General features: G+C 41.5%; 24 protein-coding genes. 9 read left to right on the plus strand and 15 right to left on the minus strand.

Annotation, left to right across the window (positions count from 1 at the left end; all coding sequences use genetic code 11):
* Positions 1 to 212: 212 nt before the first annotated feature.
* Positions 213 to 1,274 (plus strand): DUF3900 domain-containing protein, encoded by a 1,062-nt coding sequence (locus CVN76_RS17240; protein ID WP_100532279.1) that lies wholly within the window; start codon positions 213 to 215, stop codon positions 1,272 to 1,274.
* 235 nt (positions 1,275 to 1,509) lie between these two features.
* Here CVN76_RS17240 and CVN76_RS17245 read toward each other — a convergent pair whose 3' ends face one another.
* From CVN76_RS17245 to ssuD, 3 genes are all read right to left on the minus strand, one after another.
* The gene (locus CVN76_RS17245) at positions 1,510 to 2,649 is read right to left on the minus strand and encodes an Ig-like domain-containing protein (protein ID WP_100532280.1); all 1,140 of its coding nucleotides are present in this window, start codon (positions 2,647 to 2,649) and stop codon (positions 1,510 to 1,512) included.
* Positions 2,650 to 2,861: 212 nt separating this feature from the next.
* The gene (locus CVN76_RS17250) at positions 2,862 to 3,317 is read right to left on the minus strand and encodes a GNAT family N-acetyltransferase (RefSeq protein WP_100532281.1); all 456 of its coding nucleotides are present in this window, start codon (positions 3,315 to 3,317) and stop codon (positions 2,862 to 2,864) included.
* Between the two features lie 239 nt (positions 3,318 to 3,556).
* A complete protein-coding gene (ssuD, locus tag CVN76_RS17255) occupies positions 3,557 to 4,690 on the minus strand; it encodes an FMNH2-dependent alkanesulfonate monooxygenase (RefSeq protein ID WP_100532282.1) in 1,134 nt (377 codons plus the stop codon).
* A gap of 311 nt (positions 4,691 to 5,001) precedes the next feature.
* Here ssuD and CVN76_RS17260 point away from each other — a divergent pair, with 311 nt between their 5' ends.
* Positions 5,002 to 6,402, plus strand: coding sequence for an MFS transporter (locus CVN76_RS17260; protein ID WP_100532283.1), 1,401 nt, complete (start codon positions 5,002 to 5,004; stop codon positions 6,400 to 6,402).
* Between the two features lie 299 nt (positions 6,403 to 6,701).
* On the opposite strand, the gene CVN76_RS17265 is transcribed toward CVN76_RS17260, so the two are convergent.
* Both CVN76_RS17265 and CVN76_RS17270 read right to left on the minus strand, forming a co-directional pair.
* Positions 6,702 to 6,926, minus strand: coding sequence for a hypothetical protein (locus tag CVN76_RS17265; protein ID WP_100532284.1), 225 nt, complete (start codon positions 6,924 to 6,926; stop codon positions 6,702 to 6,704).
* Positions 6,923 to 7,471, minus strand: coding sequence for a DinB family protein (locus CVN76_RS17270; protein ID WP_232732305.1), 549 nt, complete (start codon positions 7,469 to 7,471; stop codon positions 6,923 to 6,925). The genes CVN76_RS17265 and CVN76_RS17270 overlap by 4 nt, the downstream gene beginning before the upstream one ends.
* 278 nt (positions 7,472 to 7,749) lie before the next feature.
* Here CVN76_RS17270 and CVN76_RS17275 point away from each other — a divergent pair, with 278 nt between their 5' ends.
* The 4 genes from CVN76_RS17275 to CVN76_RS17290 all read left to right on the plus strand — a co-directional run bounded on the left by CVN76_RS17275 (position 7,750) and on the right by CVN76_RS17290 (position 13,875).
* A complete protein-coding gene (locus tag CVN76_RS17275) occupies positions 7,750 to 8,763 on the plus strand; it encodes a zinc-dependent alcohol dehydrogenase family protein (protein WP_100532285.1) in 1,014 nt (337 codons plus the stop codon).
* A 94-nt stretch (positions 8,764 to 8,857) separates the two neighbouring features.
* The gene (gene xylB / locus CVN76_RS17280; RefSeq protein WP_100532286.1) at positions 8,858 to 10,342 is read left to right on the plus strand and encodes a xylulokinase; all 1,485 of its coding nucleotides are present in this window, start codon (positions 8,858 to 8,860) and stop codon (positions 10,340 to 10,342) included.
* Positions 10,343 to 10,390: 48 nt separating this feature from the next.
* On the plus strand, positions 10,391 to 12,490 hold the full coding sequence (locus CVN76_RS17285; protein WP_198512589.1) for a BglG family transcription antiterminator: 2,100 nt from the start codon (positions 10,391 to 10,393) through the stop codon (positions 12,488 to 12,490).
* Entirely contained in the window at positions 12,487 to 13,875 is a 1,389-nt protein-coding gene (locus tag CVN76_RS17290; RefSeq protein ID WP_157805697.1) for a PTS mannitol transporter subunit IIBC, read from the plus strand. Before CVN76_RS17285 ends, CVN76_RS17290 begins: the two co-directional genes overlap by 4 nt.
* Before the next feature lie 263 nt (positions 13,876 to 14,138).
* Here CVN76_RS17290 and CVN76_RS17295 read toward each other — a convergent pair whose 3' ends face one another.
* Both CVN76_RS17295 and CVN76_RS17300 read right to left on the minus strand, forming a co-directional pair.
* Positions 14,139 to 15,431: an MFS transporter gene (locus CVN76_RS17295; protein ID WP_100532289.1), complete on the minus strand. Its 1,293-nt coding sequence runs from the start codon at positions 15,429 to 15,431 to the stop codon at positions 14,139 to 14,141.
* Positions 15,432 to 16,199: 768 nt separating this feature from the next.
* Positions 16,200 to 17,174: a peptidoglycan-binding protein gene (locus CVN76_RS17300; protein ID WP_442857583.1), complete on the minus strand. Its 975-nt coding sequence runs from the start codon at positions 17,172 to 17,174 to the stop codon at positions 16,200 to 16,202.
* Between the two features lie 255 nt (positions 17,175 to 17,429).
* Here CVN76_RS17300 and CVN76_RS17305 point away from each other — a divergent pair, with 255 nt between their 5' ends.
* Positions 17,430 to 17,738 (plus strand): hypothetical protein, encoded by a 309-nt coding sequence (locus CVN76_RS17305; RefSeq protein ID WP_100532291.1) that lies wholly within the window; start codon positions 17,430 to 17,432, stop codon positions 17,736 to 17,738.
* On the opposite strand, the gene CVN76_RS17310 is transcribed toward CVN76_RS17305, so the two are convergent.
* Positions 17,725 to 19,407 (minus strand): hypothetical protein, encoded by a 1,683-nt coding sequence (locus CVN76_RS17310; RefSeq protein ID WP_157805698.1) that lies wholly within the window; start codon positions 19,405 to 19,407, stop codon positions 17,725 to 17,727. The genes CVN76_RS17305 and CVN76_RS17310 overlap by 14 nt on opposite strands.
* 157 nt (positions 19,408 to 19,564) lie before the next feature.
* Entirely contained in the window at positions 19,565 to 19,771 is a 207-nt protein-coding gene (locus CVN76_RS17315) for a hypothetical protein (protein ID WP_198512590.1), read from the minus strand.
* A 199-nt stretch (positions 19,772 to 19,970) separates the two neighbouring features.
* Here CVN76_RS17315 and CVN76_RS17320 point away from each other — a divergent pair, with 199 nt between their 5' ends.
* A complete protein-coding gene (locus CVN76_RS17320) occupies positions 19,971 to 20,216 on the plus strand; it encodes a hypothetical protein (protein ID WP_100532294.1) in 246 nt (81 codons plus the stop codon).
* A 535-nt stretch (positions 20,217 to 20,751) separates the two neighbouring features.
* Here CVN76_RS17320 and CVN76_RS17330 read toward each other — a convergent pair.
* Both CVN76_RS17330 and CVN76_RS17335 read right to left on the minus strand, forming a co-directional pair.
* On the minus strand, positions 20,752 to 21,180 hold the full coding sequence (locus tag CVN76_RS17330; RefSeq protein ID WP_100532296.1) for a YwqH-like family protein: 429 nt from the start codon (positions 21,178 to 21,180) through the stop codon (positions 20,752 to 20,754).
* A 194-nt stretch (positions 21,181 to 21,374) separates the two neighbouring features.
* Positions 21,375 to 21,623: a hypothetical protein gene (locus CVN76_RS17335; RefSeq protein WP_100532297.1), complete on the minus strand. Its 249-nt coding sequence runs from the start codon at positions 21,621 to 21,623 to the stop codon at positions 21,375 to 21,377.
* 264 nt (positions 21,624 to 21,887) lie between these two features.
* Here CVN76_RS17335 and CVN76_RS17340 point away from each other — a divergent pair, with 264 nt between their 5' ends.
* Entirely contained in the window at positions 21,888 to 22,298 is a 411-nt protein-coding gene (locus CVN76_RS17340; RefSeq protein ID WP_061141446.1) for a hypothetical protein, read from the plus strand.
* Positions 22,299 to 22,371: 73 nt separating this feature from the next.
* On the opposite strand, the gene CVN76_RS17345 is transcribed toward CVN76_RS17340, so the two are convergent.
* The 4 genes from CVN76_RS17345 to nadE all read right to left on the minus strand — a co-directional run bounded on the left by CVN76_RS17345 (position 22,372) and on the right by nadE (position 25,052).
* Positions 22,372 to 22,668, minus strand: a complete 297-nt coding sequence (locus CVN76_RS17345; protein ID WP_100532298.1) for a hypothetical protein — start codon at positions 22,666 to 22,668, stop codon at positions 22,372 to 22,374.
* Between the two features lie 145 nt (positions 22,669 to 22,813).
* Positions 22,814 to 22,993, minus strand: coding sequence for a DUF3951 domain-containing protein (locus CVN76_RS17350; RefSeq protein ID WP_100532299.1), 180 nt, complete (start codon positions 22,991 to 22,993; stop codon positions 22,814 to 22,816).
* Positions 22,994 to 23,045: 52 nt separating this feature from the next.
* Positions 23,046 to 24,071: a serine hydrolase domain-containing protein gene (locus tag CVN76_RS17355; RefSeq protein WP_100532300.1), complete on the minus strand. Its 1,026-nt coding sequence runs from the start codon at positions 24,069 to 24,071 to the stop codon at positions 23,046 to 23,048.
* A 150-nt stretch (positions 24,072 to 24,221) separates the two neighbouring features.
* Positions 24,222 to 25,052 carry an ammonia-dependent NAD(+) synthetase gene (nadE, locus tag CVN76_RS17360; protein WP_198512591.1) on the minus strand — a complete coding sequence of 277 codons (831 nt, stop codon included), beginning with the start codon at positions 25,050 to 25,052 and terminating at the stop codon, positions 24,222 to 24,224.
* Positions 25,053 to 25,071 lie beyond the last annotated feature (19 nt).

Below are 25,071 nucleotides of genomic sequence, written 5' to 3' on the forward strand. Positions count from 1 at the left end.
TACACCCATACTTAGCGTTCCGATTGCTCACTGTATTAAAATGTTCGTACTCTGACTTGTTTCATTCCACTTTCAATGTCTTGATAAATAGTAGTGGCCCGAATCATTCAAGAATTTGCAGGATGTTGACGCAATCACCGTACATCTCTATACTTATTAAGTCATAAGAAAAGAACGGGAAGTATATATACTAATTGGAAAAGGTGACAAGCATGGATTTTACGATTACCTATCTGTCTTTTTATTTAATTCAAGTCGAAGGAAAGGGCGATCAGGCCGATAAGCGTTTTAAACATTTTCAAACGCTTGATACGGCTGAATACGAAGAAAGTCCGCTTAAGGATTTCTTGGATGGGGAATTGATGAAGATTTCCAAGCGAAAAGTGGACCGTCATCCAAAAACGGAACAAGTACCGACAAAAATTGGTACCTTCATTGTCGAGGAAGGACATGCACTTGATTCGAACCCTAATTACAATGCATTTAGCCGTGTACGCTATGCCAAAACTAAAGAAGAATTCCAGGCGGAAAATGAACAATTCACACGTTCATATATCGATACGAGTGCCGTCCGAGGCGGTGTTTTCCTCATCGCTTCCGCCAAATTAACAAAGTATTTCGATGAACCATTCGTTTTCTTGCTTAAATGTGATTTCGAACCAAAGGTCGCTTCGATTTCGGACGAACGCACCTTGATCAGGCACGTCGAAATGGCCATCACCACAAAAAATATGAAATCGATTCAATACCCCTACATGCCCGAAGAAGGAATGGTTGAAGAAGCAGAACTGAAAATCCACCAGGCCTCACATGCCCGCTACTTCGAGGACTTCCTGAAGTTCGTCGAATATGGCGAATCGATGCCGGAAATCATGAAAAACCAGGTCATCCATATGGTCCATGAACATGTATCCGCCCAATTCGAAGAAAACAGTGACGAACTGCACAAATTTGAACAAGACCTGGAAATCTGGGAAACAAGTGATAAGCGGGAAATCCAGGAACGTCTTGAAACCCATCAGGTCGTCGAAGCCACAGCCCAGATTGTCGAGCATACACCTGAAGCCGAACTGCGCATGAAGCTTGGCAGTACTTCCATCAAAGGACTGTTAGCCGATTTCGGCGAGAGCATCCATTTAGGAAAGATTAACGGCAAGTATGTATTGATGATAGAATCCGATACGATAGAGTTCGATAAAGGCGTGTCGCCGATTGAATTTCACAGGCCGGATGATTTGATGGAGATTGTGGAGAAGATTAGTAGGAAGGTTTGAGGGAATTGGGGATTTTCGAGGAAGTTGTAAACGTTAAATGACCACTACGTGAATATTATAAATATTAATTCTCAAGAAAAAATCAGTTAATAGCTTTCCATTATTCATCCAACCACTTCGCTATCAAAAAAGCGTAGTGGTTTTTATTTTACTTTCTCCTTTTTTGTTATAAGAAAACACCTATATAAAGAAAAACAAAAAGCCAAGGAAATTATCCTCGACTCTTTTATGGAACTTAGTGTTTTACAACTTTAGTCGTGGCCTTGGAACTGGTATTCCCGGCCTTATCTTTTGCAGTTACAGTAAGCGTGGTCCCTTTTTTCTGTGCTTTGATCTTGACTGAGTAGTTACCTTTAGAGTTTGCTTTTGCTGAACCGAGGTTTTTACTTCCTGCCTTCACAGTTACAGTTGAACTTGCTTCCGCTTTCCCGGTAACGACTTTATCATTGTCATCTACTTTCTTTATTGTTGGCTTGCTAGGTGCGACCACATCAGCAACAGTTACCGATGCACTTGAACTTACATTCCCTGCGCTATCTTTAGCTGAAATGGACAATTTCGTGCCTGCTTTTTGAACGGCGATCTTTATAGAGTATGTCCCTTTGGATGTTGCTTTTGCAGAACCTAACACCTTACTTCCATTTTTAACAGTAACAGTAGTACTGGCCTCTGCTTTTCCGGTCACTACTTTGTCATTGTTGTCAACTTTATTTACAGTTGGCTTCGATGGTTCAACATCGTCCACAAATCCTGTTGCAATAGCATATATGTCATCTTCTGTATTATCGTCAAGATCGTAATCATTATCCTGGTCGTAAACGCCTATGTAGTATGTGCCTTTTTTGACGTCATACGCTCTTAATTCAACGTCTTCTTCGTATTTGTTTCCTAAGTATTCCAAGTTGCTATTATCAACATAATCTTTTTGTACCGCTGCAAACCCTAGGTCAATGGCATATGAGGATGCTGATCCTGCTACTAACAAAACTCCATCGCTAGGAACGACCACTTTGGAAAAGTCTACATCATATAAAGGAAGCAATTGACCGATTGTTGTTCTTTCAAATGACGAATTGTCTGCTGAGCCAAAGTCGTCATTGTACTCGGTTTCATAAATATAGTCTTCATCGCTGGAAGATCTGCTCATTTTCCTAAAGCCTTCAACGGATTTCGCTTGTGAACCTTTTACTTCTCTTTCCAGTTGATTAAACGTCTTAGATTCAATGAATCTTTTTTCAAGTGGTTTTTCATTTTGACTTTCTAGAGCTTTTCTTACCAATTCGTTCTCGTTTCCTTCTGCCTTAACAACACCTACAGACAATGACGAAGCAAATAGACCTACCGCAACCAATGACAAAATACCTTTATTGCGCACAATAGCCCCTCCTGGATTCGTTATAAAGAACCACTCACTTCACTTATACTAATACAAAAGCACCTTAATTACCATAAGTTTCTATATGGATATTTTTACGTGCTATTTCACACCCCGCTATAAAACCCGGCTACCTTCACAGGTAGCTGGGTTTCCTATTAGGTCTATTGAGATCCGGTTAGTAAAAAATCACTCTTTAGTTAGAAGAAAACTTATAATTCCTTTTTCATAAATACGCTATTTGGGTCCTCGATGTAATCGGAAAACGGCTTACAATATTGAAATCCGATACTTGCATAAAGTCTTTTTGCTGGTTCGAAAGCATCCATCGATCCCGTTTCCAAACTTAAGCGCCGATAGCCACGTTGCTTGGCTACTTCAATTATGTATTCAAGTAGCTGTTTTGCCACACCCTTTCTTAGATGTGATGAAGATGTTCGCATTGATTTTATCTCTCCATGTTGACCATCAATTTCTTTAAGTGCCCCGCATCCAACTAATTGATCTCCCTCCCATACACTCCAGAATGTAATCTCTGGTTTTCTCAATGCCTCAAGATTTAGGGCATGTATACTTTCTGGAGGGGAATGCAGGGTCATACCATGGAGGTGCTCGCTCACCAGTGCAATCACTTCAGATCCAGTCAAATCATCTATTTTAATTTCCATAAAAATCTCCTCCCTATTCTTTACGATGAAAATGGTGCCCTGGCTCATTACTTTAACGTATTATCGGTTGCTTATTGATGAGAAGCACGTGAACCTTACCCTTTCTTATCCGCGTAATTATTGAGGATAAGAAAGGGTACTTGGATGGAGTGGACAAACCGATATGTAATTTGGACCTATTAGAAAAAAGACCTCAACATAATTGTCGAGACCCTGATTCTATGAGCGTTTTTGATAGGCTATTTAGTTGGATGTATGCTATCTGCAATGACCACTCCGTGATTAAATTTAGCAGCTTGCTTTTGCTCCCTCTCCTGAATCGAGTTCATAGGTAAATGAGGGAATAATAATTCGGCTACACGATAGGCTTCCTCCAGATGTGGATACCCAGATAAAATGAAGGTGTCGATGCCAACGGCTTGGTATTCTTTCAGGCGTTCGGCCACCGTTATCGGGTCACCGACTAATGCCGTCCCAGCACCAGCACGTACTAGACCGACACCCGCCCATAAGTTAGGGCTGATTTCCAAATTGTCTTTACTTCCACTAGAAAGTGCTAGCATACGACGTTGCCCCTCTGAAACATGTTTACTCAATTCCCTTTGTGCGGATTCAATTGTCTCGTCATCCACATATTTAATTAATTCATTGGCTGCTTGCCAAGCTTCTTCTTCCGTTTCACGAACAATGACATGTAAACGAATGCCGAAGGTTAGGGTACGTCCTTCTTTTTCAGCCAGTGCTTTTACTCTATTGATTTTTTCTTTTACTGCATCAACGGGTTCCCCCCATGTTAAATACACATCACAGTGTTTAGCGGCTACAGAAAGAGCTTTCTCTGAGGATCCGCCAAAATAGATAGGAGGGTGAGGTGTTTGAACCGGTGGAAAAATAAGACGCCCGCCGTCAATATGTAAGTGTTTTCCTTCATATTCAACTTCTTCCTCTGCCAATAGGGAGCGCCATACGTCTAAAAATTCATTTGTCAGTTCATACCGTTCATCATGGTCAACCGTAATACCATCGCCAACTTGCTCGGCGGGATTACTTCCTGAAACGACATTGATTAAGAGACGTCCCCCTGATAGTCTATCAAAAGTTGACGTCATACGGGCTGCGACGGACGGCAGCATGAGTCCTGGACGAAGAGCTACGAGAAATTTCATGCGTGAAGTGACGGATAATAACGAAGATGCCGTTACCCATGCATCTTCACAAGATCGTCCAGTTGGTAGTAAAGCTCCCTGATATCCTAAAGAGTCAATGGCTTGCGCAAGCTGTTTCATGTAATCGAAATCCACATCACGCCCGCCTTTTGATGTCCCTAAATAGCGGCTGTCCCCGCCTGTTGGAATAAACCAAAACACATTCATTTTATCTTCCTCCTGTACTGAAATAATCCACCGGTTGTTTCCTCTTACGTTCCTTTGGAAACATTAGTTTGCAATTGTATAATCCAATCACATTATACACTAATCTGATAGCCATTCAAGGAATAAATAATTCGAATATAGTAAATTATCAATATTTTTAGAATTAACAATTTAATAAATCCTTGCATTTCAATCGGAATAATGCAATTATTATAAAATGAACTTCCGATTGGACAACCAAAGGGTTCTTTATTCTGTTGCAAATAGAGAAGGAAGAAAAAGAAAATCCAAACAGTCTAAGGAGAGAAGTTATGGCACAACCAGTAGTTAATGATACGGGGATACAATCGGTCAATACATCTAAACAGCTTAAACTTAAGGAGAAAATTGCTTACGGATTAGGAGATGTAGGTAATAATTTCTTGTTTGATCTTGGTCAAATTTACTTGCTCAAGTTTTATACGGACTCACTGGGTTTGTCTTCCGCAACAGCTGGTTTAGTCTTTTTGATAACGAAAATTTGGGATGCATTCGCGGATATCACGGTCGGCACATGGATTGATAACAGAAAGAATATTGGGCCTAAGGGTAAATTTCGCCCATTCATCCTGTATGCTGCGATTCCACTTGCTTTAATAACGATTGTCAGTTTTACTAATCCGGATTTCTCGCTGACAGGAAAAACTATCTGGGCATTTGTAACCTACATGGCGTTCGGAACCATTTACAGCATCTCAAATATTCCTTATGGATCAATGGTGCCCGCTATGACGAAAGATCCCGTGGAAAGGGCGGAATTGGCATCATTTAGGCAAGCGGGCTCAAATTTAGGACTTCTAATTACGACTGTAGGGTTTATGCCTATTGTATTCATGTTCAATAGTGAATCTACTGGTTATGTAGTGGCTGTATCCGTTTTTGCCTTCTTAGGTGTCTTATTGCAAATTTACGGTTATGCCAATGTAAAAGAAAGATATGTGCACGAAAAACCAAAGAAAACAAAGGTCAAGTTGATTGACAGTTATAAAGGCTTACTAAAAAATACTCCTTTACTTGTTCTGTGCTTAGTAAATTTATTTACCTTTTCAGCTTTTAACGTCAAACTTGCTGTTCAGGTTTATTTTTGTCAGTATGTATTGAAAAACGTTTCTATTGTACCTTATATGGGCTTTTTTAGTATTGGATGCGTGTTCTTTGGCGTTGCACTCGTCCCTTTCATGGTCAAAAAAGTTGGTAAGAAGTTTACATATATAGTAGGTTGCGCCATATGGGCCGTAGGAGACATTTCAGCTTATATTTTTGCAGATAACGCCGTGATTTTCATTATCCTAGCCTGCTTTGCTTTTTTTGGAAGTTCATTTGTAAACAGTTTAAACTGGGCTTTAGTTTCTGATGCTGTCGAATATGGAGAATGGAAAACCGGTAACAGATCCGAGGGCGTTGTTTATTCGTTCTTCACCTTCTGTCGTAAGCTTTCTCAAGCAATTGCAGGCTTCGTTCCCGGGCTTGTATTAGGTTTGGTCGGTTATGTGCCAAATGCGGTTCAATCTGCAGATGTACAGCAAAGTATTAGAGGGTTAATGTTTATCTATCCAAGCACTCTGGCCATGGCTACCATTGCAGTTGTCGCATTATTCTATAAACTTTCGGACGAAAAATACAATCGTATTATTAAAGATCTTAGTGAACGTAAAAATAATGTTTCCTTGTAGTTATTCTTTTAAACTTGATTCTATTTGTCTTATTTTCCATAAAGTTCGAATATCCAATAGGTGCACTTCCTGTATAAAAGAGGTGAGGAAAAATTTGTGGACGCACCTTTTCCTCACCTTTCCCCCAAAATTCGTTCGGTGCAAAAAACCATTCACTTATGAATCATCTTGAACCTTGGAGGGGGTATACTTACATTATTCATTCTATCTAACCTTTTAGGCCACGGTAAGAGGAGCGCCTTGGCTTTTTCCTTTGTTTCATCCTCCACCTTCCGCCCGCCTATTATGTCTATATAGGCTTAATAACGATCCATTGGTTCACCTAGGCAATCCAGATCTCTTGTAATACTGATGATAATTTCATAATTCCCTCCGTTTATCATCTTGACCTTTTGAACCTCCACGATATCATGCTCATATTCCTTGCTGTAATCGCACATTTCATGTAAATGAGATTGAAGGTTAAAATTCCGCCTGTTTTTAATCTTTAGTTTAATGGATAGTTGATTCGTTTGTATATTCATTGCTGCCCATCCTCGCTATCAATGTTTTGTATATTCTCTTTTTTTCCATTTTCAATATTGAGTTCCAGTTCGGCCTTTTGGCGCAAATGATGACGGAAATGCATGCCGACCAAATCATGCCATTCCTGCGCATTCAGCCAGCCGAAGCCCCCATGCTTCACTTTGAGGTTTGGGTTGATCGCACCCACCTTCCATTCCCATTCCTGCAATCTGTGTCTTACATGATCCAGCCTTGTTGTAAGCCTTTCCATACTATCTTGATTATTTGGCGGGGCGCTCATTTCATACGGTAACTTGATCTTAATCGGAGGAAAGCCGCCATTTTGATATAACAGCTCACCAAATTCCGTTTTCCCGAGCGCCTGCTCCGCTTCCGCTTTCGCACAAAGTTCAACGTTATCAAGATACTCATGGGCGACGGCTATTAAATGGTCGTACATCTGACAGATGGACCAAACCCCCTTGGCATTTATATATTGCAGTTGCTCGATGGAATAGTTTTGCACATCACTTTTATAGGCTTCTATCATTTCCGATGCTCCCAAACTCCTCTCTCCTTTCACCTATAATTTACGGAAATTGTTCCATAGCTACTTCAAGATTAACACAATTATCCATTTATCATATATGTTTCATGAAGTAGGTGTATGATTTTTTTGTCTCCTTTGCTGGGCATTATATAAAATTTGTCCATTTACAAGTGACAAACTTATGGAATCTTCTTGTGCAATCCGATGGACAAGATTGCTAGAATGATAATATGAAAACGGATTCATGTTACATCAACATCAATTATCTTTAAAACATTTTAGGAGGAAAGAAAATGAGAGCATTAGTGATTGAAGAGCCTTATAAAGCAGTCGTGAAGGAAGTTCCTTATCCTGTACCGCATTCCGGCGAGGTAACGATCAAAGTGAAGCATACCGGTATATGTGGCACCGATATCCATATTTACAAAGGGGAATTCCTGTCTCCCTATCCGATCATTCCAGGACATGAATTTTCTGGTGTCATTCATGAAATCGGAGAAAATGTAAAAGGCTTTCATGTAGGGGAACGCGTAACCGCTGATCCTTCTTTATTTTGCGGCGAATGTGAATATTGCTTAACCCATCGCGGTAATCAGTGTACTAATTGGGGCGCCCTCGGAAATACCACTGATGGCAGCATGGCTGAATATGTAAAAGTCCCGGCTCGAAATGTCGTCAAATTACCTGATTCCCTTTCATTTGAAGAAGCTGCCTTCATCGAGCCGATGGCCTGTGTCGTGCATGCCATGAACCGGCTCGATCTCCAGGTGGGGGAACGCGTTTTATTATTTGGAGCTGGCGCAATGGGACAACAATTGATTCAATCCTTGAAGATGGCCGGTGCTTCAGAGCTTGTCGTCGTCGATCTTGATCAGGCAAAGTTGGATATGGGAATCGAGTGGGGAGCTACAAAAGGGGTTCTCAGCCACGAAATGGAAACAGAGCTTAATCAAGAAAAATACCCGCATGGTTTCGATGTTGTTGTTGATGCTACCGGAATCCCTTCCGTCATCGAACGGGCATTTGACTACATCGGAAAAACCGGTAAATACCTTCAGTTTGGCGTGACTGCCCAAGATGCCAAGGTCTCCCTCGATCCATTTAAATTGTATAATAATGATTGGACGATTTTAGGTTCCATGGCAATCAACTACACTTTCATCCCTGCTTTCCACTGGGTCAAGGAAGGCCGGATCCAATTAAAGCCCCTTATTTCCGATCAGCTGTCGCTTGAGGAAACGATTGATTATTTACAAGGAAATCGCAGCAGCAGTCAATTTAAAGTCCAGGTAGAAATTGATAAATAACGACATGCCGGTCCTTGCCATCGTTTGGGCAGTTCATCTCTGCTTGCCCAAACGATGCTGACCGGCTTTTCACTAAACAGCGGAAAGGAAAAAAATGATGAATCCAACATTATTATTAGGCATTGATATTGGCACGCAAGGAGCGAAGGCTGTGGTGATTGATGATAAGGGACATGTCGTCTCTTCGGCCGATGTATCTTATTCGTTTGAAAGTCCTCAACCCGGCTGGTGTGAGCAATCTCCCTCCCTTTGGTGGGAGTCCGTCATAGCCTGCTTGCATAGGTTATGGAAAAACGGCGTTGATCCGGCAGACATTCGGGCGGTGGGCGCAGCTGGGCAAATGCATAGCCTGGTCATTTTAGATGAACGGAATCAGCCTATCCGGCCAGCGATTTTATGGAATGATGGAAGAACTTTAAAAGAATGCGGCGAAATCGAAGAAATCATCGGGTCTGATCGCTTATTTACTACGACGAGAAATCCGATTCTACCTGGTTTTACTGCCCCAAAGCTATTATGGCTCAAAAAAAATGAACCCCATCAATATTCCCGGATAAAGAAGGTCTTAATGCCAAAAGATTATATCGTCCATGAATTGACCGGAGAGTTTTCAGCTGATGTGACCGATGCTAGTGGGACATGTTTGCTGGATGTCCAGAAAAGAGAATGGGCTTGGGACATAATCAAAGACCTTGGCTTTTCTTCGGAATGGTTTCCTCCTGTATCGGAAAGTCAGGAAGTGGTCGGAACCATTGGCGAAACAGCTTCACGGGTAACTGGATTGCCAATCGGAATCCCGGTGGTAGCCGGAGCCGGTGACAATGCAGCCGCTGCCCTGGGAAATGGAATTATAACGGAAAGAAAAGGGAGCATCAGTATCGGAACATCAGGGACCGTTTTCGTTCCCCTGAACGAATTGCCCGACCTGGCAAGAGATCAAGCCGGCACCCTCCACTTGTTTTGTCATTGCTTGCCTGGAATGTGGCATGCGATGGGTACGACATTATCGGCAGGCATGTCTTTAAAGTGGCTGCGAGATACTTTTGAAAAGCAAAACTATGACGATTTGCTTGATGGTGTTGAGCAAGTTGAAGCTGGTGCAGATGGATTATTGTTCTTCCCCTATTTGAATGGAGAACGGTCACCATTGAATAACCCCCAGGCGAAAGGCGTTTTCTTCGGGTTAACATATGGACATCATCGCAAAAACATGGCACGTGCCGTGATAGAAGGTGTTTGTTATAGTTTAAGAGATGTATTGGATATGATGGAGAAAGCTGGGATCGAGGTGGCGGATTGGACGGTCACGGGCGGTGCCATTAAAAACCCCATTTGGACAAAAGTGCTTGCTGACGTATACCAGAAGCATCTTCAGGTTCATGTGGAACGTGAAGGCCCGGCTTATGGTGTATCCATTCTGGCTGGACTTGGCAACGGAGTATGGAAGGCGGTCACCGATTTACCCATGCTTGATCAGGTTGTCAATCGGATTGCATGCAATCGGGAAAACCAACATGTGTACGACGCCCAATTTGCCCGCTATCAATCCATTGCACACGCGATGAATCCTTTGTTTTAGTACATATAAATTGCTGGGACATGCTTGATGAGAAATGAGGTGTTAAGGATGGCAGAGAAAACGCAAATATTTATTAGCAGCCGCCAAAAGATGATAATCGACCGTCTACTTGAAAGCGACTTTCCGATAATGCCGAAAGATATGGCTGAGGAACTCGATATCAGTTTACGGACTTGCCAGCGTGAGATAGCCCAGTTAAAGCCGATTGTACGGTCATATGGACTGAAGATCATGAAACAGTTTCGAAGCGGAATATGCTTGGTTGGGGATGAGGAATGTAAAGGGGTTCTTGCAGAAGAACTGGTGAAGGCCCATCAATCGACCTCCTTTTCTCCAAAAGATAGGCAGCTCGGAATTATCTGTGACTTGTTACGGGATCAGACACCAACCAAAATGTTCGTATTCAGCCAAAAGTATCATGTGACGGAAGCGACGATCGGCCATGATTTACAAGAGCTGGAAGGCTGGTTGAACCAATTTCATTTGACATTGGTTCGTAAGCCTGGGCTCGGTATTTTCATATCTGGGGAGGACAAGCAATTACGAGCTGCCATTACTGCGATGGTAAATAATCAAACACTGCCAGAGAATTGGCTGGCCGTGTTTGATTTATTGAAATCAGGAAAAAAAGAAGATTGGCAGATTGAAAAACATATCCCATCCATGTATTTGGACCTGTTGGATTTGGATATTCTTCATGCAGTCGGGAAAGTGCTAACGGAAGCAGCTGAACGTCATCCTTCCCTGTTTTCAAACGAACGGGACCGGATCAGTGTTTCCCTTCACTTAGCCCTTGCTGTCGAGCGTCACAAGGACAATAACAATGATCATGTGGTGGCCGACCGTAAGCTAATCGAGTTGTACCCTTCTTCTTATTTTATAGCAGAAAGATTAAAGGAATTACTGGATATCCAGCTACCGGAAGAGGAAATAAATTATTTGATCCTTCATTTATACGGGGTCCAGCCTAATCTCCCGCTTGAACAGTTTCAAGAAGAGGAAACCACACATTTAATCAGGATCTTCATCGAAGGTGTGAAAGCGGAACTAAATGAGCCATTGACGGATCCGATGTTAAGTGAAGGACTGCTCAAGCACTTCTACCCTGCACTAAACCGGATACGCAACGGTCTGCCCATTCATAACCCGCTTCTTTCCCAAATTCAAAGAGATTATCCCGATGTCTATGAAGCAAGCCGGAAAAGTGCTGAATCACTTTCGAATTACCTTGGCGTTACGATACCTCCCGCTGAAATTGCTTATATGGCCATACACGTGGGTGCAGCACTAATAAATCAGCAAAATCTAAAAGGGCGCGTCGCAGTCGTTTGTGCCAGTGGATTTGGCACCTCCCGCTTACTTGCATCCCGATTAAAGCAAGAAATCCCTGGCCTTCAGGTGTCAGAGGTTTTGTCGCTTAGTGAACTGCCGGGTTGGCTGGAAAACAACTGGAAAGTCGATGCAATCGTATCAACGATACAAATACCCGGCATCACGGAAGAACGCCTTGTCGTCGTATCTCCCATTTTAAGCGACAATGATGTTCAAAAAATAAAAGGGAAATTGAAAAAACAACAAAGCAGCACACAAAGGCCTCGATTAGATGATCATCCGTCAGAAAACTCTTCTCTTAGGGGAATCGCTCACTATGGAGAGGCCTTCGCGCAAGTGATGAGAGGATTATCATGGATGGAGGCGATTCCAACAAAGGAGAAGCTTGCGTGGCTTCATGCCTTTGTCGCAAGATCGCATGCCGTCATCTCCCCCGAAGGGCTGATTGAAGCATTTGAGGAAAGAGAGCGGAAAGGCAGCTTTGCCATAGGTTCAATTGGGATCTTGCATAGCCGTACGGCTGCTGTCAGGACCCTTTTCGTCAACATTATTTCGTTGAAGGAAGCAATGCCGTGGCATACTGAAAATGGAAAAAAGCAAGTCGTCGATACCTTGTTATTATTGGCAGCACCGCCCGATGCACCGCGTGAGCATTTTCCGCTTTTAGGGGAGTTAATAAGCGGCCTTCTTGATGATGAGCTAGCAGGAGCCATCTCTTCCGGCAACAAGGAATGGGCTCTTATTGCCGTGCGAGAGCATTTTCAGCAAGCTTACCAGGAAAGGATTTTATCTTATGCAAGAGGAAAACAAAGATGAATCGCATAGGACGCATATATAGTTCAATTGTTTTTCAGAATATCTCCATCATAATCGCTGCCGGCATCTTGAATATTTTGTTTGGGCCAAATGGATGGAAGCCCGATGCTGTCCTGAGTCAATTTATCGATCCGATTTATCGATATGTGTTGCCACTCATGCTTGCCTATTCAGGTGGGAAACTATATGGCGGCCATAGCGGGGGCATTGTTGCTAATGTTGCCATGATCGGGCTCATCATGGCTTCCGATATGCCAATGATCATTGGAGCGATAATATTCAGTCCGCCAATCGGTTGGCTTTCGGCATGGTTGGAACGGCGAACACAGGATTATATTCCGATTGGCAGTGAACTTCTGATTGCCAATCTTATTGATGCGTTGCTTGGCATAGGTTTGATGTTAGCCGGTTATTACTTGGTTGGCTCCCTGATGAACGATGTTCTCAAGCATATAAATAGTGGGTTGGTCATGCTGGTCGGATCAGCGTGGCTTCCCTTTTTATCCTTGGTCATCGAGCCTGCCAAGGTGATGTTTTTAAATAATCTCATAAACCATGGGATCGTCGCGCCATTCGGTATTCAACAGGCACGCGAACTCGGGAAAAGCATCATCTTTCTAGTAGAGGCGAATCCTGGACCAGGCTTCGGTGTCCTGCTAGCTTATTTGATGACTTCAAGCAAGGAAGAAAAGCCATCAATCCGAGGAACCGCCGGAATTCAGCTTTTTGGAGGAATTCACGAAGTGTATTTTCCATACATATTAATGAAGCCTGCCTTATTCTTTGCAGTAATTGCCGGAGGATTCACTGGCATTTCATTTTTTCAGATTTTTGATGTTGGACTCGTTTCCACAGCTTCTCCCGGCAGCATTCTATTGATCTTGTTTCTAGCTCCGCAAAAAGATATATTAATCATTTTAGCAGGAGTCGGGTTATCGGCCGTGGTATCATGCATCGTTGCTCACTTTATTCTCGTGCGATCCCATGCCAAACGGAGCGGGGCACCTATGGAGTCCCTCACCTTTCCGCTTGGTGAAAAAAATGAACGTCCAAGCATCATGATTCTTGATGAACAGCCATATAGCCTTTCACCCATCCGGCATGTTACGATTTCCTGTGACGGAGGGATGGCTTCAAGCGCAATGGGAGCTGCCATCCTAAGACGGAAAGTGAAGGAAGCCAGGCTGCCGAATATCCAAATCGAACACCGTTCCATCGATGATATCCCAACCGAAACCGATTTGATCATTATTCAGCACCAACTAAAAAAAAGAATGAACCAGATGCATCAATCCACTCTGATCATAGGGGTGAATTCATTATCTAACTTACTGGAATATGATGATATCGTTTTACTCATTAAAAACAGAAATCAATCATATTAATAGCGCCACGAATGCAGTTTATAAAAACGTCGATGACCTGCTACATTTTCATCAGACAAAGCCTGCCGGTCTCACCGTATACACGTGCTCGAACAACGCTATCATGACGTTGTATCCGAGAAATACTTTGATTGTTATCTTAGTCCAACTGTTGAGCCAACAATTCCCATGCCTATCCTGATGGACGCGTAAAACCCAAAAGAGGTTCCGAATCCTTCCATTTCGAACCCCTTTTGGTCCACTTACTTAGCCGTTTGAATGAATTAGACGGTTTTTTCTATTGCTTCCAAGTTTACCTTTTCCGCTTCATCTTTTTCCTTTTCCGGCAATTGGATAAATACGGTCAATATGGCACTGATGAAATATAAAATCGCAAGCATCCAGATTAAACCACTTGCACCCATCGGTTCATATAAAACACCTACAAGCGCCGGGCCGACAAATACGGGAAGCCCTGCCCCTAGATTCAATACAGAAACAGCCGCTCCTTTGTCTTCTTTTACAAGCGAAGGTACCAAAGCAGATAATGGTACATAACCTGCAAGCGAAGCCCCCCAGAACATTCCGGCTATAAAAACGAATACAAGATTACCGTTCGTCCATATTGGCATATAAAATAACAACAGTGTGGAAATCCCTGCAAAAACCCCGCCAAACCAAATTACCGTATTACGCCATCCTAGTTTGTCACCGACTATTCCAAATATCACATTGAATACGATGTTGCTCGTGAAAATCATCCCCCACATGGTCAGCCATGTATTGATGGAAATTCCGTAATTGGCCATGTGAATCGGCAGGAAAATCGGAAAGGCAAATTGGGAAGTCGTATTGATGGTTCGGACAACCCCTCCAATCGCAACCTTTGGTTCCCTTTTTAAGATTGTAAAGCCCTTTGTCAATTCCTTTAATTTTGCTCGGGTACTCATGCCGCTGCTTTTAAGTTCCAATTTGTCACGATTCATGACAATGGCAAACATTGCTCCAACACATACCCAGAATATCGATGTCCATAGAGTGCCAATATGCCCGAATCGTTCAATCGCCCATATCGAATAATAAGCACCCAGCACATTCAATCCGCCTGTAAAAACAAACCAAAACCACCCCACTGCCGCTCCCAGCTTATTTTTAGGACTCCGGTAATTGATCCATACCATGAAGCTATAGGCAAAAAGAGGATATCCGAACCCACGGAGAGCATAAGTGAGCAGCATCATGCCCTGATTCAACTCGGAAAGGCCAAAAGCTATGAAAGAACTGGTTCCGATTATGTAAACTAATAAACCCGTAAACATGATTTTTCTAGGACCGAAAGCTTCAGCAAGCACTCCAGATAGAAAGGAAGCAATGGTAACGGTAACTCCATACGCCGTGTAAAGAGAAGCGGTTTGTTCGACGCTCATTCCACGTCCTTGCAAATAAGCACTCATCCAAGCTATTTCCAAACCATCACCCATCATGAAAATCAGGATTCCAAGGTATCCCCAAGCGAGCGACTTCGTAATGCCGATTTTATCTAAAAATGTCAGGTTCATTCCGTTAACAGTACCCATAAACATCCCCTTTTCCTAATCATTTAAATGCATGATTGCGCTTCCATCATTTCCATCAGTATAGCATCGTTCAAAGGGAAATTGAGGCGCCACTTCTCTCAACTTTGGCGCTTTTCCCATGACAAAATTTAACTATTTCGAAAGTGACCATTTCCGATATTCCCCAAAATAAAACCCTGAATCTTCCTCTCTCAGAAAAAGACTCAAGGTTTTGGAAAAGGAAAAAACTAAGCCGATTCACATCCTGAAACAAAATAAAAAGAGCCATTAGGCTCTAAAATAATCTGGTAATTATTATCTTAATCCATCCAAAAAAAGAGACCCATAACGGTATGCTTAAAGATGTACCAAACAAAAGACCTTTTAAAAAATTTCCTTCGTCCTTATTCACCATATTGCACACACCTCTCGGCTTCACTTTTATTAACATCATTTTAAATGAAAGCGCTTCCTTTGTATATGGTTCAATTGATACAACCTCCACCTCCTCTACAAAAAACTCTTTTTTCTGTATGTACCTTTTAGGAATGATGTTTACACTGTTTCAGGTACGGATAGTGCCTTACGATCATTTTCTTTATCGATTTACCTCTAGCCGGCATGTGCCTATTTTGCTTGGTAAGCGTCATTTCCATACCCCTAATTCCAGTAGCTAATCAGCACTTGCTTTTAGCTCCTGCACTCTTCCCGCCTAACCTTCAGCAAAAAAGCCCTCTAATGGACTTTTTTGATAAACTATAAGCATGATCGGCACCAATCGAACTCAAATCACCCGAATAATTTGGCAAATGTATTTTCTCCTGCAATGCCATCTGCATATATTCCAACAGACCTTTGAAATGCTTTCACTGCCGATTCCGTTCCACTCCCAAAGATACCGTCTATCCCCCTTGGGTTGAAGCCTTCCATATAAAGTGCCGCTTGAAGGATATAGGTGATATTGCCTTGGGCTCCTTCCCTCACATTAGGTGAGGCAGCTCTTGTTCGCGGTCCCCATAATCCATCGACAGTAAGCTTTGCCCCATATTGTTTATTCAATTCCGTTTGATACCCCTTGATCAGCGCGTTCTTCGTATTCGGCCCATAATAACCATCCACCGCGATTTTTGCTTGATACCGCTTATTCAATGTGGTTTGGATGGACTTAATGGTTGGATCTCCACTGTCCTTTTCAGGCGGATCTTTTTCGATGACATCCGGTTTCACACTTGACCCTGGTGATGGTGTGGTCCCACTCACCTTTGATGTCAAATTAGGCTTTAAGCCTGCCTGAAGCTGAGTATACGAGAGCCCACCGGTCATTTCCAGGTGTGGATAATCTTTAAAACTTGACCAGTCCCCGCCCCACGCAAAGCCCAATGATTTACCGATTGCCCCTGCCCGCCTCCATTTTTCATCAACAGTCCAGATCGCATTTTTGCCATCATCGCTTACGATGAAGAAATCGATGGCCAGTCCATAATTGTGGTAGGATTGACCTGGCAGCGCATTAGTCACTACCGGTTTTGATAAATCACTATAATTCAAACCACCGAAGCGATATCCTAGGCGACCTTGACCATACAACTTCGCTTGCTCTTCCATTGAGCGATAGCCGGCACTGATTTGCACAAAAATGCCTTCTTTGTATGCCCGTTTAATCATTTCCAATGCTGATTCCTTGACGACTGGGTGTATTCCTCTGCCCATGTTCTTTTCCGATCGTTCCAATAATGTTTCCAATTTGACTGTCAATCCAATCACCTCCCAATATGTTATGGTGCATATCAGGAAATGCTTGTACATTTTAAAAAAACGATTTTCAAACCACGGGTATGCCCATTACCTTCAGATCAATCCTTACAATTGGTTTTTCCAGGATGAATGTATAAATAAAGACCGAGCTTTTCATCATACACAATAGGGTTGGAAAATCGTACGATATCCCCTCCCTCTAAAGCAAACTCTATAAGACTTCCTTTTTAATGAACTTGTAAGTAAGTTATAGAGATACTTAAAATGGAAGTAGTCAACATAAGCGATAAAATTCACGGCAAAAAAAAAGATCTTCGCTTGAAGATCTTTTTTTCGTTGCGTGTTATATTAAAGCAATTAATTTTGAGTATAAAAGTAAGGAATAGGCCGCAATGTATTATATACGATCCGGTAGCGCAAGAGCCATTTGTCCATTATCCGTATGAACAAGGAGTTAGTTTGAGAGTGCCAGAAGCGTTTATGCAAAATCATTTTCTATTTGGCTCTTGGCATGGAATTACCGCGGGCTTAATAACCAACAACACTCCCATTATCTTTTTTATGTTTGAATAAAAGGTCTGTCCTTCAAATGAGCGGTATGTTCCATCATATGGAGGTGAAACAGTTCGTAGCGTACCCATTTGAGCGGGAATTTGAAAACGAGATCATTTTTCTTGTTGAAGACGAGGACATGCTTCTTGTTGTATTCTATTTTTTTAATTTTATCTAAGCCAATGCTGTATTGTTTAGCTCCATCTTTTTTCACAAGCTGCAGTCCGAAAATAGAAATTCTTCGTTTCTTATTCCTGATCATCTCATAGATGCATAAAGCTCCCCCAGCGACAGTGAAGAAAATGGAAGGCAGGATTGAGCCCTCAAAACCATTGAAAGCCTCCCTAATCCAATGCGTGATTAAAAGCGCCAAAAAGAACCATGCGCCCATGCTAAGCTTTGGCGAACTTTCAAAATAAACACTGTTTTCATGTTCGTGTTTTTCTTCCGCTCTTTTATTAAAGAATTCTTCCTTATGCTTTTCTATGCTTGCTGAATGAAATTCAACAAAATCGGTATATGTACCGTCCCATAGTTCTGCTGTATCATCGCCATCTTCAAGTGCATAGCCACCGGCCCAGCCGGCATAGACAGTATTATGTTCACTAAAACTCATTAGATAGTAGCGGACAGGCTGCCCGTAAGCATTTGTTACCTCCACTTTATCGATGATCTGAATGTCCTCAGGATAGCGGGTTATCTCATCATCTTCCTCAGGAAGATTAGTAATCGCAAAGAATAGTCTTGATTTCGCTAAATGAGGCTGTTTACTTTCAGTGATTGGGTACAGGTGCTCTAGATTCCTTTCTGTCAATTCCCAATAGGTCATTTCTGCACTCTCGATATGGTCTGCACATGCTGCTATTGTGTCTTCATCATACGGGAGATTTTTTCCCGCACAAACAAGCAAGGCTTGCGTCTTAATCACCGGATCGATGAACTCCAATGCTTGCTTTAGCTCGAGACCAATTTCCGGTGAATAATAATATTGCATTAAGCCAATGAACAGCTTCATCCTGTTGCGGACAACAAAGTAGCTGTCTTTCCATGCAGTATAAACAAACTTTGTTGAATATTCTTGATCAAACTTCAAGTATTCTTGTTTCTCAGTTCGATAGTCTTTAAGCAGGGAGGCAAGGATCTTTTCTTTTTTATATCCTTGTTCATAGCCGGCAACATTAAGTGACAATAGTAGATCATAAATCATGAATTTATAATGGTCTGAATGCAGCTTTTCTAATGTATGATCCAGTATTCTTTTAATAAGGAGTGGGTAAGACGATAATTCTTTAATCGGTATAACGAAATCGCCTGTCTCTATCAAGCTGATAATCTTCTCTTCAAGAAAGTAAAAAATACCTTCATCTTCTGTAGATAGTAAAAAATTAATGGCGCGTTCTTTTGCGTGCAGGTCAAGTCCGTCAAAATGCATAATAAGGCCATCAACAACCTCAGGCATCGGAAAATCGCAGACAAAATCAATAAGATAATAGGAAGGATTGTCCCATTGATCAACACGTTCAGGAAAATCAGATGCCGCTGTCTTAATTATTTCCTTAATAACACCTATTTGAACTTCAATCCCATCCTGTTGCTTATATTCAAAAAGCTGGTTTAGGGCCTCGTACCTTTTTTCGGGATTTTCACTCTTTACGTGCTTTAAAATATTTTGCAGTTTTAATTCAATCAAAGACCTCATCCCTTCTTTCACTCTGTCAAAATTATTAAAAAACTCCTATTTATTCTATTTCATCATCCGCTATATAGTCAACGGAAGTGATAAAGTTTGGCAATATAGGGTTTAAAAAAAGCACAATCCTATTATGGATTGTGCTCCCGTTCTGTTATCAAGGTTTTGTTCGATCCTCCTTACTGTTGCCCATAACCTTGATCAGCTCATCCAGCTTCTCATTTCTTTGCTGATCCAATTTAGTTTTGGCATTGATGAATTTTATTATCTTTATAACAAAATAAATACTGAGAACAAGAAGTCCTAAATAAAACAATATCGGGATGATTGCAAAAAGCCCTATCCAACTATTGGCATGGTCCACTTTAATTCCTCCTAATGTAAAACATACCTTAATTATACATTATTTATCTTTCAAAAGGAGATCCTTGCATCTTAATAAGCTTATTCCATTCCCCTTAATTCCACTCCGTAATATGAATAAGCTTTGATCAATGACTTTACTTTGCCTTCCAGCTCTCGACGTCATATAATGGAACTAGTAATGGTAAGGGGGAATGCACATGGACCAAGGTAGAGATCCTCTCGCTTCATCACTTGCAACTCATTTACATATCAGGCTCACTCGTTTGGCAGAAGAAAGGGATATACCTTTGGAAAGATTATTGGATAAATCAGTCGAACTGCTGCTTGAATATATGGAAGATAACGAATTGATCACCGACCATGTCAAGCTAAACAATGTGGAAGCCATTAACAAAAATAAAGAGATCATTCAACAAAGCAAGGAAATCTTAAAAAAAGATTAGAAAAAACACTCAGTCATCACGGTTGGGTGTTTTTTCTTCTTCATATGATATCGTCCATTTTTCCTGATTCATAATAAAAAAAGGACAGTCTCTCGGACAGTCCCTGCTTCACAACTGCTTTACACAGTTGCTTCACCCAATTATCATTAATACCGGTGTTTGTTTTTGCACTTATTGCATTTGCAGCATTTTCTAGGAACCCATACAGTACATGGATCATTTTTCTCATAACATTTCTCTACATAACAACAATTTGTCTTCATCCTAACACCCTCCTTACTATTGTATATGCTTGGACTGATGGAAGGTGTGGACAAGTAGCCATAATTTTAAAAATACTTTTTTCGGTACTTGCTGTTTATCCCTGAAATGGAATGTTATCGCTCAAACTGTCGTTTCAACCCCGAAATTCAGGATATTTGAACCTAGTTGGCAGTATTATCTATGATTTTTGAGATTTATCAACCAATTCGGCGCGTTTCTACGATTTTTGAGGTTCATCAATCAATATGGCGAATTTTTCTACGATATTCTGTTAGAACAACCGCCTTTTTAAATCGGCAATTTTACTTTCCACCTGCTCGAATGCTTCTTCTCCTTTGTTTAAAAGGTGGTCGGCTTCTTGGGCTATATTCCCTGCTATACTCAGAAGCGTATTCTCGGCATTGAGCTTGGTGATCATCGCTTCGATTTTCCATTGATAATCATCATAATCGTCATGTATGACACCAAACATCACCTGATAAGCGTCCTGACGGGCTTCCTCAAATTTATCCGAGCGCTCCCCTGTCCAGCTTTTTCCTAGCTCGGGAGTTTTTATTTTCCTGATTTCGTTAAGGCACATACTTTGTTCTTCCATAATTTCGTGTTTTGCCTTTACTAGACGGTCAATTTTTTCATTTATACTAGCCTTTTTACTGGAGATAGCAGAATGCATTTGACTCAAAATATCTGCATAAATCATGAAACTCACCTCGTAAATAGTGTATTTCTTCTATCACCTATATATTTTCCTTATGTTAGATTATAAAGTATTAAAGTTCAGGAGTTAAATAGGGAAAAATATCCTATTTTGACGGTTGACAGAGGAATTTGGCTTCATATCCATCAAAGCTCCCCATATTCATACGCGTTTTATTGTCAATCTTAATCAAAGGTTTATTCGAACTTCCCTTGATGATACTTGTGCATTAAAACGCTCCGCACGAATTCCCTGCAGCTTCCAGACAAATGTGACCTTTGAGGATGTAACAAATCTCCATAGGGCACATCACCGACAAACTTTACTTCGCCTTCAAATTTTTTTTCAATTCCAGCATCAAAACCGGATACCTTAACAAAACAAGTATTATGTCCCGTTTTCATAAAATCGATTATCGTTACATCATGAATATGTTTGTCATTCATTTCTTATCCTCCAACGCTGAAATTTATCCACCACTCATTTTTTTATAATCTTATAAATAAAAACACCCACCAAAACGAGTAACGCTAATATCACTATGGGCATGATTATATTGTTCATAGGAAACACCTACTTTCTACTATGTATTGGCTGCCAAGACAAATCGACTGCGGTTTAACATTTCAGCTTGCTTTTTTCATGACATGACCTTCCACTTCTATATAGTTTTATAACCTGCTATAATCTAAGGATTGGAGGTGTAAAAAATGAAAGAATTCATCGAGATATTAGCAGAAATCGTTAATAATCTTCACGATTTCATCCTATTTTTTGTGAGTGACACGTTACATTCGAATGCAACGGACAAAGATCTCCATTTTTGGATCATGGGAATCATCGGTATCATCATCTTTTTGTTCGTATTCATTTTATCGACCATCATTTCCCGGATGCGCTTTGGGATTACAATACTTTCTTTTCTATATACTTTTACCGTCATGGTCGTGTTGGTGTTCGCGATCGAAATACAGCAAGCCCTTACCAGCAGGGGAAATATGGAATTTCAAGATGCTGCAGTAGGCCTTTGGGGCTTTATCGTATTTTTCCTGTTTTTTGCTGTCGCCTCATCGATATTCCTTGTGCTAAAAAAGTTCCTCACGCAATCAAAAACAAGGTAACGAAGTGTCACCTTGTTTAGCTTTATCGGCGATTATGAACACCAAAAACAGGTTTCAGGCGAAATAATCGTGTTCATTCCTTCGGTTCAGTTTCATTAAATATATCAATACTGAATAAATTAAACGAATCGTCGTCATCAATATGTTCCCGATCGTACCCTGATAGGTCAGGACCATTTTCACGGCGACGGCGGTTCACTTCCCGTAATTCCGCTTCTAAAAATTCAGCTTGAGCGTGGGAAAGCTTAATCGTAATTTCATTCTTTTGCTCATCTGCCGCTTTCAAAAGAACATAACTATCCGCTGCATTGCGCAAAGTTACATTACTTAATGTTAAGTTCATGTTTGCCAGTTCATATCTTGCCTTCATAACGTAAAAAGACCCTCCACCCTAAACTACCAGTTAGATTCATGTATATTAAATATACTCTACTTCAAGCTATTTAACTATACAAATTCTTTGATCGGTCCTTTCCATCTTTATAGCAAGGGGCCTACTTAAAACAGCCAGCCCTTCATTCTCCAAGGTTTGAATTTTGTGCCCGCTGGTCTCTTTTTCCTTCATCTTTTCTCCCCATCACCATATCATCGTAAGGTGTATACCCGTTAGAAGGCGATTTCTTTTTGAAAACCATTCTAAAGCCAACGAGCCCGACAAGGCCAACTATAGCAATCGAAAATAAAGCAGGCAGCATGCTCTTCCCCCCCCCTAATACCCATGCATATGAAAAATAAATCTTCCTCCCGTTATAGTTCATTCTCGATCAAGCAAGCTATATCGTATGGGCCGCTGCTTTCATTCGAAGAAATCACGGTGGTGAGACGGTGGGCCGGATAGACGGCTGAATGGAAACTTACACCAGGGTCATATCCCATAATGTGATATTTGAATGTCTCGCCATTTTTCTTGCTGATCCATATCCCATAACCATAGTAATTTCCTTTAGCGTCCGTCGATATGTGGGGCTGCAATAATACATGGGTATATTCTCGATTCAGCAATCGATTGGAAAAGAGACCTTCCCAAAATTTGAACATATCCGCTGCCGTAATGAACGCCCCACCATCCGCCCCGCCTTTGATCGGAAGCGAATATACATTCGTTCTCCATGTTCCGTCCGCTTCGTCTATGTACCCGAGTGCCGTGTTTTTAGGCAGGCTGTCCAGGGAGAAGTAACCGGAACCTTTCATATCACAGGGTTGAAAAATGAATTTATCGATATATTCGGAAAATTCAAGTCGTGACTGTTGCTCTACGATCAATCCTAATAAGATATAGCCGGCATTATTATAATGAAATCTTTCCCCTGGCTTGAACATCATCTCCTTATCCTGAAACATTGGCAGGAAATCCGTTAATTTTTTTATATGGTACATCGGATTTTTCTGCCATAGCTCTTCAAAGTCCTCCATCACAGCTTCATCAAAGTAATCAGGAATACCGGCAGTATGTGTCAAAAGATGATGGATCGTTATATGTGGGGGAAAATGTGGAAACTCGAACGATAGACATTCATTTAATCGTGAGTCCAATTTGAGTAAGCCATTTTGAATCAGTTGGCAAATCGCGATCGAGGTGAACAGCTTGCAGCCTGAAGCGATTCCGAACCTTGTTTCCGTCGTATTCATGATTTCGTCCGATCGATTGGAATAACCGTGTGCCGAACAATAGATTAGCTTATCTTCCGCCTTCACGCCAATTACACCCGAGAATTCCAGTTCCTTGCTAGCTTTGTTAATCAATGTAGATAGTTCCTTATTAGCGCTGGACATGTAATACACCCCTTTGTCGGTACATTATTTTTCAATACTGATGTTTTAGTGAAGGTGTGTGCCTAAAAAAATCCCGTATCAAAAAAACAGATGCGGGATTTTCATATTCATCCAATGAAGCCGGAGATGATTCCCGGCTTCATCTAGCCTTCATTTCCACCAAGTATCGTAAACGTTAATCGCTTCATTGCGTTTATGTTCGGTTTTAGTATACCATCCTTCAATGATTTCGGCAGCTTCCGTCCTGATTTCTTTCCCTTCAAGATAATCATCGATTTCGTCATAGCTGATGCCCAATGCCACCTCATCCGGAATCAGCGGTTTGTCATCCTCCAAATCGGCAGTTGGAACTTTCGTATATAGGCGCTCAGGAGCACCGACGAATTTCAGGATTTCCTTTCCTTGCCTTTTGTTTAATCGGTATAATGGGATCAGGTCGGCAGCGCCATCTCCGTGTTTCGTGAAGAAACCTGTGATGGCTTCAGCTGCATGGTCTGTGCCAAGCACGACACCTTTATATAAGCCGGCTAAATCATACTGCACCTTCATCCGTTCGCGTGCCTTGACGTTGCCCTTTAAGAAATGCGATAGTTTTTCGGACACAGCGTCTTCCACAGCCTGAACGGATGCATCGACGGCAGCCTTGATGTTGACGGTGACCGTTTGGCTTGGCTTGATGAATTTCAATGCCAGCTGCCTATCATCCTCATCGGCCTGGACACCATATGGTAAGCTTACAGCGACAAACTTATATTCATTTCCGTTCGTTTCTTCATTCAATTCATTGACAGCTATCTGGGCGATATAACCAGCCAGAGTCGAATCCTGCCCTCCGGATATGCCAAGTATAAAGCTTTTCAGAAATGTATTTTTCTTCAAATATCCTTTCAAAAGATCCACGCTTTTCCTGAATTCAACTTCAGGATCGATCGTTGGTTGAACTAGCAATTTCGTTACGATTTCTTTTTGTAATGGACGCATTCGCATAGACCCTCTTTCT

This window comes from Bacillus sp. mrc49, from assembly GCF_002803435.1.

Bases quoted from the DNA above. Each gene is read 5' to 3' on its own strand.
- CVN76_RS17335 (WP_100532297.1), bottom strand. From the start codon at position 21,623: ATGAATGACAAACATATTCATGATGTAACGATAATCGATTTTATGAAA.
- CVN76_RS17330 (WP_100532296.1), bottom strand. From the start codon at position 21,180: ATGATTTATGCAGATATTTTGAGTCAAATGCATTCTGCTATCTCCAGT.
- CVN76_RS17290 (WP_157805697.1), top strand. From the start codon at position 12,487: ATGAATCGCATAGGACGCATATATAGTTCAATTGTTTTTCAGAATATC.
- CVN76_RS17285 (WP_198512589.1), top strand. From the start codon at position 10,391: ATGGCAGAGAAAACGCAAATATTTATTAGCAGCCGCCAAAAGATGATA.
- CVN76_RS17240 (WP_100532279.1), top strand. From the start codon at position 213: ATGGATTTTACGATTACCTATCTGTCTTTTTATTTAATTCAAGTCGAA.
- CVN76_RS17350 (WP_100532299.1), bottom strand. From the start codon at position 22,993: ATGCTGCCTGCTTTATTTTCGATTGCTATAGTTGGCCTTGTCGGGCTC.
- CVN76_RS17305 (WP_100532291.1), top strand. From the start codon at position 17,430: ATGGAAGTAGTCAACATAAGCGATAAAATTCACGGCAAAAAAAAAGAT.
- CVN76_RS17340 (WP_061141446.1), top strand. From the start codon at position 21,888: ATGAAAGAATTCATCGAGATATTAGCAGAAATCGTTAATAATCTTCAC.
- CVN76_RS17295 (WP_100532289.1), bottom strand. From the start codon at position 15,431: ATGGGTACTGTTAACGGAATGAACCTGACATTTTTAGATAAAATCGGC.
- CVN76_RS17320 (WP_100532294.1), top strand. From the start codon at position 19,971: ATGGACCAAGGTAGAGATCCTCTCGCTTCATCACTTGCAACTCATTTA.
- CVN76_RS17265 (WP_100532284.1), bottom strand. From the start codon at position 6,926: ATGAATATACAAACGAATCAACTATCCATTAAACTAAAGATTAAAAAC.
- CVN76_RS17345 (WP_100532298.1), bottom strand. From the start codon at position 22,668: ATGAAGGCAAGATATGAACTGGCAAACATGAACTTAACATTAAGTAAT.
- CVN76_RS17355 (WP_100532300.1), bottom strand. From the start codon at position 24,071: ATGTCCAGCGCTAATAAGGAACTATCTACATTGATTAACAAAGCTAGC.
- CVN76_RS17260 (WP_100532283.1), top strand. From the start codon at position 5,002: ATGGCACAACCAGTAGTTAATGATACGGGGATACAATCGGTCAATACA.
- nadE (WP_198512591.1), bottom strand. From the start codon at position 25,052: ATGCGTCCATTACAAAAAGAAATCGTAACGAAATTGCTAGTTCAACCA.
- ssuD (WP_100532282.1), bottom strand. From the start codon at position 4,690: ATGAATGTGTTTTGGTTTATTCCAACAGGCGGGGACAGCCGCTATTTA.
- CVN76_RS17275 (WP_100532285.1), top strand. From the start codon at position 7,750: ATGAGAGCATTAGTGATTGAAGAGCCTTATAAAGCAGTCGTGAAGGAA.
- CVN76_RS17250 (WP_100532281.1), bottom strand. From the start codon at position 3,317: ATGGAAATTAAAATAGATGATTTGACTGGATCTGAAGTGATTGCACTG.
- xylB (WP_100532286.1), top strand. From the start codon at position 8,858: ATGATGAATCCAACATTATTATTAGGCATTGATATTGGCACGCAAGGA.